Here is a 12,251-nt window from a genome sequence, read left to right on the forward strand (position 1 = left end):
TAATGCCGCCCGCCAAGCGGCGGCGCATGCTGCCCGCAGATCGTGAGAAAGAGATCGTCGAAGAAGCAGTGCGCTTCTTCGCCGAGGTCGGTTTCGACGGCACCCTGCGTGAATTGGCAGTGCGCCTGGGCATCACGCATCAGAATCTGTTCCGCTATTTCCCGACTAAGGAAGCCTTGATCGATCGGGTCTACCGGGAGGTCTATCTCAGCCGCTGGCAGCCTGAATGGGAAACGATGCTCCAACAGCCCGGCAAGTCGCTGGAGGCGCGGCTGACCGACTTCTACAAAGCCTACTTGCATGCGATCTTCCGCTACGACTGGGTGAGGATCTTCGTGTTCGCGGGCCTCAAGGGCGTCGGCATCAGCCAACGTTACCTCACCTTGATCCAGACGCGATTGATCGAGCCTCTAGCCATCGAACTGCGCAGCATGTCCTGCGATGCGCAGGCAGGCAAGGCCCTGTCCGCGGATGAGCTTGAGGTGGCCTGGGGTCTGCATGGTGAGCTGTTCTATCTCGCCGTGCGCCGCTGGGTCTATGACATGCCGGTCCCGGGCGACCTGGATGCGTTGATCGAGAACACCATTGCCCGCTTCTTCCATGGTGCACCTGCTGTCATGCGGGCTGTGCACGAACGGGCCAATGGAACGCCGCCAGCATCAGGCAGGCGTCATTCCGATTCAGCATGATCTGAACGTCTATGCCGCGTGCTGGAAACCACTGTCAACGGAGGCTCGCCGACCGCACGCGCCTGCTTGGCCTTGCGGCGGTCGTTGACGCTGGGATGTCCGGAGCCATAGGACCTCATGCACATCGCCAGTATCGCGCCTGCCAACATGGCTATGGCCAGCACGGTCAGCGTGTCGGCATGGGCAAGGATCTGAGCCTGGAGGTGCGGATTGCTGAGCAGGCGGTGCACAGCTTGATCGCCAGCGGCTGAGGGGGGGCCGGCTGCGACCACGAGGGATTCGACACGGGCGAACGCCGTAGCGGCAGTGTCCGCGTGATGCAGAATGGCGCTGGTCCAGGCCTGCTCGCGCAGCCGGTCCAAGGTCGTGATTCCGGCCAGTCCGATCGTGCCGCCGAGGCTGCGCATCACGTTGAACACCAAGGCCGCATGCACCCCTTCACGTGGCATCAGGTCACCGACATACAGATACAACAGCGGCAGCAGGATCAGCGGCAGACCCAGTCCCTGGAGGATCTGCCCGGCACGCAGGCCACCGGCGAGCCAGGTGCCACTGATGTTCAGGCCGGCCAGGAGCAGCCCCGAGGCGACCAGTACGAAGCCTAACGCCAACAGCCGGCGAGGCCCACCCAGCCATTTCCTGTCCAGGCACAGGACTGCGCCACCATAACTGATCACCTGTGGCCAGGCGGCATCCCACAGCACTGGCTCCAGATCAGCGGGGCCATAGCCGTGGACCTGGACGAGGTATTGAGGAATCACGTAGCCGCAGCCCATTGCGGCTAGCCCGAACGGCACTACACCGCAAGCACCCAGCAGGATGTTGCGCCTCGACAGCAGCTCGACGTCGAGTAGCCGGTCACGCCGCACGCTGGCCGCGTGATAGGCGAACCCGCAAACTGCGACCACGCCAGCGGCGAGCAGCGCCCGAATGAGGGGCGAATGCAGCCAGTCGAGCCGGTTGCCCTGGTCGAACGCGCAGGCGAGCAGACCCAGCCCCCCGATGAGCAGCAGCAATCCGAAGCGGTCCGTATGCAGCAGCGGGCGCACGCGCAAGGGCTCGCGGGGCAGGCCATAGGTTCCCGCAGCCCAGGCGAGCAGGCCGGGCAGCAGGTTGGCCAGCAGCAGCGCCTGCCATCCCCAGCGGTCCAGCAGCCAGCCGGCGATGCCGGCGGCCAGTTGCGGGGCGACTGTCGAGGCCGAGGTGTAGAGCGCCAATGCCAGTGCGCGGTGCCCAGGCGGCAGGGTGCGCAACAGTGCGACGATTGCCATGGGCAGCAGCGCCCCACCGGCCAGACCCTGGGCGCCGCGCGCGGCGAGCAGGATGGCATAGGGCGGGCTGAGCGCCAGCAGCCCCGAGGCCAGCACGAAGAGCCCCGTCGTTCCCAACAGCACTCGACGCAGCGACAAGGCGGTCGCCAGCCAGCAGCCAAGCACCACGCCAACGACGTCCCCCACCGCATAGGCCGTGGAGAGCCACGAGCCGTCGCCGACTCCCAAGCCAAGGCCGCCACGCACGTCGGCATATCCGAGCGCGACGTAGCGAGCGCCGAGCATCGCCATCCAGGCCGCTGCGATGGCGGCCACGCAAGCGGCGAACCGGTGGCGGTTCCAGGGCGGCAGACGGCGCAACGGCCGCGCGCCCCCAGCGACACGCGCGAGGCCGTTCACGGCTTGCCCCGTGACCAGCCGGTCAGCCTATCCGCAGCGTCAACGGCATCTGGTTCGCCGGAGCGGGTGGCCGCGATGACTGCTGCGCCTGGCCCCGGGGAAGGCTGTGACGCCTCCTGCATGGCCGCCCGCACCTGATGCTGTCGCTGCGGATTCTGGACGATGGCCTCTGCCAGCCCGATCAGTTCCGGATACCATGCTGCCAACGCAGCAGCGAGCAGCACACTGGCCAGCATCAGGGTGCGCCTAATCACTCGGCCACGCGCCGATCCGAGCGGCCATCCCAGTAGCAGCGCCCATTTATTTCTCTGTCTGCGGCGGCTACCGCGCGCATGGCGCACGGTCACGCCACCTTCAGCCGCTACCGATCGTTGAGCCATCAAAGTCCACCATTAATTACCATTCGGTAATTATAGGCACAAACCTCATCTGATCAACCGAAACAAGGGATCGCGGGATCGCGTGGCCACGCACCGGTCAGTCGGCCCCCATCACTCAAGAAATGCGTGGGAGCCGTCGCCCTTTGCTGTCGCTTGCGACGGCTCCCGCCTTCAGCCAGGAATGCGGCACCGATGCTTCGACGGCGCTGGAGCGGTCACAGCAGATGATCGGCAAGGCCGACGCCGACGCCAACGCCCACCTCGACCGCAACGAGGCCAAGGCGAATTTCCCGATTCTTCATCGTAATTTCGACACCGTGGACAGCGACAAGGACTGCAAGGTCTCGGTCGAGGGAGTGCGAAGCTTCATCAAGGGCCGGGCCGACAATGCCAGTGTCAACAGCCAGGGACGACGTGCAGCGCATCCGTCAGGTCCGTAGCAACTGAGGCCTATCACATCCGCACGAGCATCCTGCAAAATATCACAAGCGCCGACGTTGATCGTTGCGATGCTGCGGCAATCGGCGGGGCTGATCCCATCCACCTTCAATCATCAAGAGGTCCTCCGAATGAAAACAGGTCGTCTACAAGGAAAAGTCGCTATCGTCACTGGGCTTGGCAGCGGCATCGGCCAGGGCTGCGCGTTGATGTTCGCCCGCGAGGGCGCCAAGGTGGTCAGTTGCGACATCAATCCCGAGACCACCGAGGCGGCCCTAGCCAAGGCACGCGAGGAAGGATTGCAGATCGACAGCCTGCATCCCTGCGATCTCACCCGCCCGGAGGACGTGCAGAAGCTGATCGACCTGGCGGTGCAGCGCCACGGCGGCATCGACATCCTGGTCAACGCCGCCGCCTGGACGGCCTTCGCTTCCATCGAGGAGATGGACTTCGAGAGCCAGTGGAAGAACACCATCGCCGGTGAGCTGGACGTGGTGTTCCTGGCCTGCAAGGCGGCCTGGCCGTATCTGAAGCGCAGCGGCCGGGGCTCGATCATCAATTTCTCCTCGGTCAATTCCTACGAGGGGATCGCAGGCGGCGGCGCGCTGGCGCATTGCGCCGGCAAGGGCGGTGTGCTGGCGCTGACCCGCCAACTGGCGGTGGAAGGTGGGCCGCACGGCATCCGCGCCAACACCATCATGCCGGGGCTGATCGTCACCGGGAACACCCGGCCACGGCTGGAGAACGAACCGGGATTCCGCCAGACCGTGGAGGCCAAGCAGATGCTGGGCCGGCTGGGACAGCCCGAGGACGTGGCATATTGCGCGACCTTCCTGGCTGCGGACGAATCCGCCTTCGTCACCGCCTCCGACTATCGGGTCGATGGCGGCGTCACGGCGTGGTGAAACGTGGAATGGCTGGCGCTTCCGCGTTGCCAGGACTGAACATCACGGCGCCGTCGGCACGTCCAGCGCCTCCCCCGTGGCATAGAAGCGCCCGCCCGCGACGTGGTGCAGGTTGCGCCAGGCCGGATCGGCGCGCTCATAGTGCCAGCGGCCGTCGCTGAACACCCGCTCGTCCGCCCAAGCGCCGACGACCTCGCCGATGAACAGGTCGTAAAGGTCCTGATTGCGCGGTTCCGGAACGAGCCTGCACGCCAGCCAGGCCGAGCAACCGGCCACGAAGGGCAGGTCGTGGCCAGCGAAGCGCAGCAGTTCCACGCCGCAGTTCTGGAGCTTGTTCGGGTCCTGATGCAGGCTGCGCGTTCCCGCCTCGTGCACCAGCCGCGCCTGCGCGACGGTCGGCACCTGGATGACGAATGCGCCGCTGGCCTCGATCAGTTCGCGCGTGCGGGTGATCTTGTCCAGTACCACGGTCAGTTTCGGGGGCGAGAAATCGAGCGCGCATGCCCAGGCCGCAGCCATGACATTGTCGATACCGCCATGGCGAGCCGACACCAGAATGGTCGGGCCATGGGTGATCAGCCGATAGGCATCGTCCAGTACGACCGGCTGGATGGAACTTGTCATTTCTTCCCGTTCTTCATGCATTACGGGCTATCTCCAGTTTGCGAGTGCGGCCAGCGCGGAAACATCGCCTTGCGCCAGTTTCATGTTCGATGGCGCACATCCCATGAACTGCTCCGCTATTGTCCGGCGCCGCGCGGCGGATGGAGCCGATTGGCGACATACAGCGGTTCGCCGAGCAGATCCAGCAGTTGCAGTTCGGTGTCGAGCCAGGACAGATGTTCTTCCTCGTCCGCCAGGATCCGCTCGAACATCACCCGGCTCGTGGCATCATGGGCGGCCGCGGCGGCTTCGGCGGCGGCGTTCAGCGCGGGGCGGGCCTGGCGCTGCAATGCCAGGTCGTTCTCCAGTACCTCGCGCAGCGTCCGGCCGATGCTGGGCGGGGCGATGCTGAAATCGGGCACGCCGCCGAGGTCGAGCAGCCGGTTGGAGAGCGCGACGATGGTGACCGGTTCGTCGTCGATATGCGCCTCCATGTTGCGGGCGAGGTCGGCGATGCCCCAGGCGTCGGCCAGCGCGGCATGCATCCGGTGCTGTGCATAGGCGCTCCAGTAGGTGCCGAGCAGGCGGTTGATGATCCGGGTGACCTCGGTGTCCTCGGTCGGTTTCTGCGAGAGCTGGTTTGACATGGGTTCGATTCCTTATCTATCTCTGCGGGTCGGTGGTGAAGGCGGCAAGATCGCCTTGGGCGAGGCTGCCGATCTCCATGGACGTTGGGCTATTCCTGCCGCGCGAGCGCGGCCAGTGCGTCGCGTACCGGGGCAGTGCCCTGGGTCAGCTCGATGATGGCCCGGTTGATTGTGGGTTGATCGATCAGTTCGGCGAGCGTCGCCGCCACGTCGTCTCTCGGCACGTCGCCATAGGGGATCGCCGGTCCGGCGGTGATCCTGCCGGTGCCCGCGGTATCCACCAGCGTGCCCGGACGCAGGATGACCCAGTCCAGACCACTCTGCGCCAGATATACGTCGGCCTGTTTCTTCACCTTCATGTAGTTCTCGAAGGTATCCGAGACGTGCCTTCCGCGGCCGGCCTCGGGAAAGGCCGATACCAGCAGGAAACGCCGGATGCCTGCCGCCTGCGCCGCCGCGACGGCCAGTTCCAGACCGCGTCCGTCGATGGCATCGGTGCGCTGCGGCCCGCCCTTGCCGCCCGCGCCGGCAGTGAACACCACCGCGTCGCTGCCGGACAGCAGCGAGGCCAGCGCGTCAGCGTCCAGCCCGGTCAGGTCGCCGGCCACCGGCGTTGCGCCCAGCGCGGCAAGCTCGTCGGCCTGATCCGGGTGGCGGTGCATCGCGATGGGCCGATGGCCTCGCGCGGCCAGCAGCCGGGTCAGGCGGCTCCCGACCTTGCCCGCCGCGCCGATGATGAAGACCTTGCTCATATCTTTCTCCCGGGTTTGGGCTGCCGGATCTATCGTGACAGCCCGGACATCGCATTCAAGGCACCATGACCACGCGGCCGATGCGGCCGCGCTCTTCTGCCCGTCGATGAGCGGCCGCCGCGTCGGCAAGTGCGAAGGTCGCGTCGATCGGCACCTTGATCTCGCCGCGCAGGGCCTGCTGGAGCAGATCGTCGATCAGTGCATGGACCTCGGGCTCGCCCATGACGGGGCCGAGCAGGCAGCCGATCACCGTTTGCCGATGGACCAGAAGATGCCCCGCGTCGATCGGCTGGTTGCGGCCACCGAACACGCCCACGATGATGGCGCGTCCGCCGTCCCTCACGGCCTGGAGGCCATCGACCAGCGCCGGCCCGCCGATATTGTCGATCAGAAGGTCGACCTTGTTGCCGCCGAGCAGCGCGCGGATCTGGTCGCTGGCGGGCTGGTCGGTGGTGACGATGGCGTCGGAGAGCCCGTATGCGCGGAGTTCCTCCAGCGTGTCTGCACGCGTGCCGGTGCCGATGACCCGCGCGCCCGCCCTGGCCGCGAGCTGGACGGCGGCCAGCCCCACGCCGCCCGCCGCGCCCTGGATCAGCACGGTCTCGCCCGACCTGAGCGCCCCCAGTTGCAGCGTGTAGGCGGCGGTGCCCGGACCCGACGGGATCGCCGCCGCGACCTTGATGTCGAGGCCATCCGGCACGAGCCAGCTGGTCGCCGCGGGCACGGCGCGCAGTTCGGCGTGCGATCCCTTGAAATTGAACCCTGTGACCTTCTGGCCGACCTTGAAGCCGGTCACCGACCGACCCACCTGCAAGATTTCGCCAGCGGCGGCGTAGCCAAGGATGTCGCTCGGGCCGGACGAGGTGCTGCTGCGGCGCCCGATGAGATCGCCACCTTCAATGCTGATGGCCTCGACGCGGATGAGCAGGTCGTCGTCGCCCGCGACCGGGTCCGGAACCTCGGCCAGATGCAGGACGGAGGGATTTCCAGGTTGTTCGTAGATGGCTGCTTTCATGTCATGCTCCTTTCTTGTGGTATGTCCGGGCACTCACCGTTCGGTGCGCTCATGCCGCCCCAAGCGGGCGGCGTGAAACGGAAAATAATCGCGCCATTCGGCAATTGTGCCGTCGGGCGCGATGAAGAGGCCCATCAGGCGGATCGTCGTCAGCACCGCGCCATCGGTCGGGCGCCGGTGGTCCACGCGCTCAGATCTCCACCACGACCTTGCCGAAATGGCGGCCGCTTTCCTGGAAGCGGAAGGCCTCGGCGAGCTGTTCCAGCGGGAAGCTGCGGTCGATCACCGGGCGGATGCCGGTCTGTTCCATCGCCGCGATGTATTCCTGTTGCAGGCGCCGGCTGCCGACGATCAGGCCTTGAAGCCGCGCCTGCTTTGCCATCAGCACGGTGGTCGGCACCTCGCCGGCGTGTCCGGTCAGCACGCCGATCAGCGCGATGTGGCCGCCCACGCGCACCGCGCGGATGGACTGCGCCAGCGTGCCCGGGCCGCCGACCTCCAGCACGTGATCGACGCCGCGCCCACCGGTGATCTCCAACACCCGTGTGCCCCACTCCGGCGTCTGCCGGTAGTTGATCAGGTGGTCGGCGCCGAGCGCGCGCAGGCGTTCGAGCTTCTCATCCGATGAGGAGGTGGCAATCACGCTCGCGCCCATCGCCTTGGCGATCTGCAACGCCGCCACCGAGACCCCTCCGCTGCCCAGCACCAGCACGCTCTCGCCGGCCTTGAGCGGGCCGTCGGCCACCAGCGCGCGCCATGCCGTCAGCCCGGCGGTGGTGATGGTTGCCGCCTCGGCATGGCTCCAGCCGCGCGGCGCCAGGGTGAAATCGGTGGCCGCGCGCACCGCGACCTCGGTGGCGTAGCCGTCGATGCCGTCGCCGGGCGTGCCCTGGAAGTTGCCAACACTGCCGAACGGCAGGCCATCGGCCCAGTGCGGGAAGAAGACGGAGACCACGTGGTCGCCGGGCTTGAATTCCGTGACGCCTTCGCCCACCGCCTCGACCACGCCGGCGGCGTCGGACAGCAGCACCCGCTCGTCGGCGGCGGGAAAGCCGCCGTTGGCCACCAGCAGGTCATGGAAATTGAGCGAACTGGCGTGTAGCTTCACTCGGATCTGCCCTGGCCCCGGCTGGCCGGGATCAGGCAGGTCGCGTACTTCGAGGCGGTCGAGTCCGCCGGGCGCGCGTATGACAATGACTTTCATCTTGAATCTCCTGCTTCAACACGCGGGCCGCCTCGCCGGGAAGCGGCCCGCAACGGTTAGGCTGTTTCGCCTCAGGCGGCGGCCAGGCTCGCGCTGTCGATCACGAAGCGGTACTTCACGTCGCTCTTGAGCATGCGCTCGTAGGCGTCGTTGATCTGCTGGATGGCGATCATCTCGATCTCGGCGACGATGCCTTTCTCGGCGCAGAAGTCGAGCATCTCCTGGGTCTCGGCGATGCCGCCGATCAGCGAGCCGGCGATGCTGCGGCGCTTGAAGATGAGATTGGCGATGCTCGGCGACGGGTGCGGGTGCTCGGGTACGCCGACCAGGGTCATGGTGCCGTCGAGTTTGAGCAGGCCAGTGAAGGCGTCGAGGTCGTGGCTGGCTGCGACCGTGTTGAGGATGAAGTCGAAACTGTTGGCGTGCGCCGCCATCTCTTCAGCGTTACGCGAGACAATGACTTCGTCGGCGCCCAGTTCCAGCGCAGCGGCGCGCTTGCTCTCGCTGGTGGTGAAGGCCACGGTGTGTGCGCCCAGGGCATGTGCCAGCTTGATGCCCATGTGGCCAAGCCCGCCGATACCCACGATGCCCACTTTCTGGCCAGGACCGACCTTCCAGTGGCGCAACGGCGACCAGGTGGTGACGCCGGCGCACAACAGCGGCGCCACGGCGGCCAGTTGCGCCTCGGGGTGCGAAACCTTCAGGACGAAGTCGTCCTTGACTACGATCTGCTGCGAATAGCCGCCCAGGGTGTGGCCGGGCGCATCATGCGTCGGGCCATTGTAGGTGAAGACCTGGCCGTGCTCGCAATACTGCTCCAGGCCCGCGTCGCAGGCCGGGCAATGATGGCAACTGTCGACCAGGCAGCCGACGCCGACCGTGTCGCCGATCTTGAACTTGGTCACCGCACTGCCGATGGCCGAAACGTGGCCGACGATTTCGTGCCCGGGCACGCAGGGGTACAGCGTGTTGGCCCACTCGTTGCGGGCCTGGTGCAGGTCGGAATGGCAGACGCCGCAGTAGGCGATGTCGATCTTGACGTCGTGCGGCCCCGGCTCGCGGCGAACAATGTCGAGCGCCGCCAGCGGCGTGTCAGCGGCGTGGGTGCCATAGGCTTTTACTGTCATGGTGTTTCTCCTTGGGTTTGATGTGTTTCAGGCGACGCTGGTGTGCAGGCGCACGTCGACGTTGCCGCGGGTGGCGTTGGAGTACGGGCAGACCTGGTGGGTGGTCTCCACCAGCTTGTGCGCGTCGGCTTCGCTAAGGCCCTGGACTTCCACGTAGAGGTCGATGTCCAGGGCATAGCCGCCCTCGGCGGTCTGGCCGATGCCGACCTCGACCGAGGTCCTGGTGGCGGTGGGTGCCAGCTTCAATTGCTTGGCCGCCACCGGCAACGCGTTGTCGAAGCAGGCGGCGTAGCCCATGGCGAAAAGCTGTTCGGGGTTGGCGCCAGCCTTGCCGGAACCGGGCTGGGACATGTCCAGCGCAAGGCTGCCATCGTCCAGCGTGGTGCGTCCGGAACGGCCGCCGACGGCGGTGGCGCGGGTCTTGTAGAAAATCTTCATGATGTCAACTCCTAAGGGTCAAGGGATCGGAAAAGAGCGGACCGGAGTGGTCCGCGACGAATTTCAGGAAGAAAGGCCGGACCAGCGGTCCACGGGGCCGAGCCGATCCGCGTTCTGCACTTCCAGCACCCAGCCGGGGTACTCGCGCAGCAAGGCGCTGGCCGCATCAAGCGCGGTCAGCTCCACCTCGCTCAGCGCCAGTTCGACGGCGGCAAGATTGTCGTGCAACTGCTCCAGGCGCCGGGCGCCGACGATCACCGAGGTCACCACCGGCCGCGACAGCAGCCAGGCCAGCGCGACGCGGGCGACACTGCAGCCGTGCGCCGCAGCTATCGGTTTCATCGCCTCGACGACGTTCCAGGCCCGTTCCTTGTCGACGAACGGGAAGTCGAACTCCGAGCGACGCGCGCCTTCCGGCTTCTGGTGCTCGCGGTCGAACTTGCCCGAGAGCAGCCCGCCGGCCAGTGGACTCCACACCAGCAGCCCGATCTTCTCGGCCTGCAGCAGCGGTACGAGTTCGCGTTCGATGTCGCGCCCGGCAATCGAGTAGTACGCCTGCAGGGTATCGAAGCGGGCCAGGTTGCGCGCTTCGGAGACGCCCAGCGCGCGGGCGATCTTCCACGCCTGCCAGTTGGAGACGCCGACGTAGCGGACCTTGCCCTGGCGCACCAGGTCATCGAGCGCGCGCAGGGTTTCCTCGATAGGCGTGACCGGATCGTTGGCATGGATCTGGTAAAGGTCGATGTGATCGGTCTGCAGGCGCCGCAGGCTGGCCTCCACCGCATCGAGGATGTGGCCGCGCGAAGCGCCCACATCGTTGCGCCCGGGGCCGGTGCGGGTATAGCCCTTGGTCGCCAGCACCACATCCTTGCGGGCGATGCCGAGGTTGCGCAGCGACTGGCCAAGCACCTGCTCGCTGCTGCCGGCCGAATAGGCATCGGCGGTGTCGAAGAAGTTGATCCCGCCGTCGACGGCAGCCTTGACTATCGCGTCGGCCTCGTCCTGGCCGGCGCTGCCGATGTGCCGGAAGATGCCCTGGCCGTCGCCGAAAGTCATCGTGCCCAGGCACAGCGAAGAGACCAGCAAGCCGGTGTTCCCCAGCGTCTTGTATTCCATCGCGATGTCCTCTGTGGTGAGGGCGGCCATGGCTGCCCGGTGGGTGATGCGACGCGCGCCGGCTAGCCGGCGTGGACCGGATAATCCGTGTAGCCTGCCGTACCGCCGCCATACATGGTGGCGGGGTTCAGCGCATTGAGCGGCCAGCCGTGCGCGATGCGCGCCGGCAGATCAGGGTTGGCGATGAACGGGCGACCAAAGGCGATCAGATCGGCCAGCCCCGCCTCAAGCAGGCGCTCGCCGCGCTCGGCGGTGTAGCGACCGGCGACGATGATGCGTCCGCTGAACGTCTGGCGCAGGTCGCGACGAAAGTCCTCGGGCAGTTCCGGGGCGTTGTCCCAGTCGGCCTCGGCGATCGAGACATAGCCGATTCCCGCCTCCTCCAGCACCCTGGCGGCAGCGATGTAGGTCGCGTGCGGATCGTCCTCGACCAGGCCCAGGTAGACGCGATCCTCATCGGTCGTGGTGAACAGCGGCGAGAAGCGCACGCCCAGGCGCTGCGGGCCGACCACGCCGGCCACCGCCTGGACCACCTCGCGCAGAAAACGCAGGCGGTTGTCCAGCGAGCCACCATACTCGTCGTCGCGCTGGTTGGTACGGGCGGAGATGAACTGGTTAACTAGGTAGCCATTGGCGGCGTGGATCTCCACGCCGTCGAAGCCGGCGTCCAGCGCGTTGCGGGCAGCCTGGGCATAGAGCTGCACCAGCTCCTTGACTTCGGCGGTGCTCAGGGCGCGCGGCACTGACGGCGGCACCAGGGTACCGGCGCCGGGGGCAGTCTCTATGAACACGCTGACCCGGTCGGCCGGGATCGCAGAGGGAGCGACGGGGGCCGCGCCCCCCGGCTGCAGCGCGCTGTGGGAGACGCGACCGACGTGCCAGAGCTGGGCGAAGATGATCCCGCCTTCGGCGTGTACGGCCTCGGTGACCTTGCGCCAGCCCTCGACCTGGGCCGGGCTGTAGATGCCCGGGGTCCAGGCATAGCCCTCGCCGCGCGGCTCGATCTGGGTGCCCTCGCTGATCAGCAGGCCGGCACCGGCGCGCTGCTGGTAATAAGTGGCCATCAGCTCATTGGCGGCATTGCCGGGCTGGGTGCTGCGTTGCCGGGTCAACGGCGGCAGCACGATACGATTCTTCAGTGTGTAGCTGCCGAGTTGCAAGGGCCGGAAAAGGCTTCGGTTGCTCAAGATGTTTTCCTTCATGTTGTGAGCAGAACGGGGTTGGGCGCCGCCAATCGTTCCCGCGATGAGAGCGGGAGCGACTGGCC

15 protein-coding genes are annotated in these 12,251 nt (G+C 66.7%); 3 read left to right on the plus strand and 12 right to left on the minus strand.

What is annotated here, in order from left to right; translation table 11 throughout:
- Positions 1 to 2 precede the first annotated feature (2 nt).
- Positions 3 to 689 (plus strand): TetR/AcrR family transcriptional regulator, encoded by a 687-nt coding sequence (locus ACTJJX_RS23405; protein WP_031633172.1) that lies wholly within the window; start codon positions 3 to 5, stop codon positions 687 to 689.
- On the opposite strand, the gene ACTJJX_RS23410 is transcribed toward ACTJJX_RS23405, so the two are convergent.
- Both ACTJJX_RS23410 and ACTJJX_RS23415 read right to left on the minus strand, forming a co-directional pair.
- On the minus strand, positions 671 to 2,359 hold the full coding sequence (locus ACTJJX_RS23410) for an MFS transporter (RefSeq protein ID WP_052097857.1): 1,689 nt from the start codon (positions 2,357 to 2,359) through the stop codon (positions 671 to 673). The two genes, ACTJJX_RS23405 and ACTJJX_RS23410, sit on opposite strands and share 19 nt — an antisense overlap.
- Positions 2,356 to 2,595 (minus strand): hypothetical protein, encoded by a 240-nt coding sequence (locus ACTJJX_RS23415; protein ID WP_057380031.1) that lies wholly within the window; start codon positions 2,593 to 2,595, stop codon positions 2,356 to 2,358. Before ACTJJX_RS23415 ends, ACTJJX_RS23410 begins: the two co-directional genes overlap by 4 nt.
- Positions 2,596 to 2,882: 287 nt before the next feature.
- Here ACTJJX_RS23415 and ACTJJX_RS23420 point away from each other — a divergent pair, with 287 nt between their 5' ends.
- Positions 2,883 to 3,179 carry a hypothetical protein gene (locus ACTJJX_RS23420; protein WP_023102512.1) on the plus strand — a complete coding sequence of 99 codons (297 nt, stop codon included), beginning with the start codon at positions 2,883 to 2,885 and terminating at the stop codon, positions 3,177 to 3,179.
- 129 nt (positions 3,180 to 3,308) lie between these two features.
- Positions 3,309 to 4,082 carry an SDR family NAD(P)-dependent oxidoreductase gene (locus ACTJJX_RS23425; protein ID WP_023102511.1) on the plus strand — a complete coding sequence of 258 codons (774 nt, stop codon included), beginning with the start codon at positions 3,309 to 3,311 and terminating at the stop codon, positions 4,080 to 4,082.
- 42 nt (positions 4,083 to 4,124) lie between these two features.
- Here the strand turns inward: ACTJJX_RS23425 and ACTJJX_RS23430 are convergent, their stop codons facing one another.
- The 10 genes from ACTJJX_RS23430 to ACTJJX_RS23475 form a co-directional block, all read right to left on the minus strand.
- Positions 4,125 to 4,706, minus strand: a complete 582-nt coding sequence (locus ACTJJX_RS23430; RefSeq protein ID WP_031633165.1) for a flavin reductase family protein — start codon at positions 4,704 to 4,706, stop codon at positions 4,125 to 4,127.
- Positions 4,707 to 4,822: 116 nt separating this feature from the next.
- On the minus strand, positions 4,823 to 5,332 hold the full coding sequence (locus tag ACTJJX_RS23435; protein ID WP_023102509.1) for a ferritin-like domain-containing protein: 510 nt from the start codon (positions 5,330 to 5,332) through the stop codon (positions 4,823 to 4,825).
- Between the two features lie 89 nt (positions 5,333 to 5,421).
- On the minus strand, positions 5,422 to 6,084 hold the full coding sequence (locus ACTJJX_RS23440) for an SDR family oxidoreductase (RefSeq protein ID WP_023102508.1): 663 nt from the start codon (positions 6,082 to 6,084) through the stop codon (positions 5,422 to 5,424).
- 55 nt (positions 6,085 to 6,139) lie between these two features.
- Positions 6,140 to 7,099 (minus strand): quinone oxidoreductase family protein, encoded by a 960-nt coding sequence (locus ACTJJX_RS23445; RefSeq protein WP_023102507.1) that lies wholly within the window; start codon positions 7,097 to 7,099, stop codon positions 6,140 to 6,142.
- A 33-nt stretch (positions 7,100 to 7,132) separates the two neighbouring features.
- Entirely contained in the window at positions 7,133 to 7,285 is a 153-nt protein-coding gene (locus ACTJJX_RS23450) for a limonene-1,2-epoxide hydrolase family protein (RefSeq protein WP_158443159.1), read from the minus strand.
- 4 nt (positions 7,286 to 7,289) lie between these two features.
- Positions 7,290 to 8,303, minus strand: coding sequence for a zinc-dependent alcohol dehydrogenase family protein (locus tag ACTJJX_RS23455; protein WP_023102506.1), 1,014 nt, complete (start codon positions 8,301 to 8,303; stop codon positions 7,290 to 7,292).
- 71 nt (positions 8,304 to 8,374) lie between these two features.
- Complete coding sequence (locus tag ACTJJX_RS23460) at positions 8,375 to 9,430, minus strand: NAD(P)-dependent alcohol dehydrogenase (RefSeq protein WP_023102505.1); 1,056 nt, start codon at positions 9,428 to 9,430, stop codon at positions 8,375 to 8,377.
- A 27-nt stretch (positions 9,431 to 9,457) separates the two neighbouring features.
- Positions 9,458 to 9,868, minus strand: a complete 411-nt coding sequence (locus ACTJJX_RS23465) for an organic hydroperoxide resistance protein (RefSeq protein ID WP_063977413.1) — start codon at positions 9,866 to 9,868, stop codon at positions 9,458 to 9,460.
- A gap of 63 nt (positions 9,869 to 9,931) precedes the next feature.
- Complete coding sequence (locus ACTJJX_RS23470; RefSeq protein WP_043086373.1) at positions 9,932 to 10,984, minus strand: aldo/keto reductase; 1,053 nt, start codon at positions 10,982 to 10,984, stop codon at positions 9,932 to 9,934.
- A 62-nt stretch (positions 10,985 to 11,046) separates the two neighbouring features.
- Positions 11,047 to 12,186 (minus strand): alkene reductase, encoded by a 1,140-nt coding sequence (locus ACTJJX_RS23475; protein ID WP_023112348.1) that lies wholly within the window; start codon positions 12,184 to 12,186, stop codon positions 11,047 to 11,049.
- Positions 12,187 to 12,251: the final 65 nt, after the last annotated feature.

Source organism: Pseudomonas sp. 22490 (assembly GCF_052044465.1).
GTDB classification, from domain to species: domain Bacteria; phylum Pseudomonadota; class Gammaproteobacteria; order Pseudomonadales; family Pseudomonadaceae; genus Pseudomonas; species Pseudomonas aeruginosa.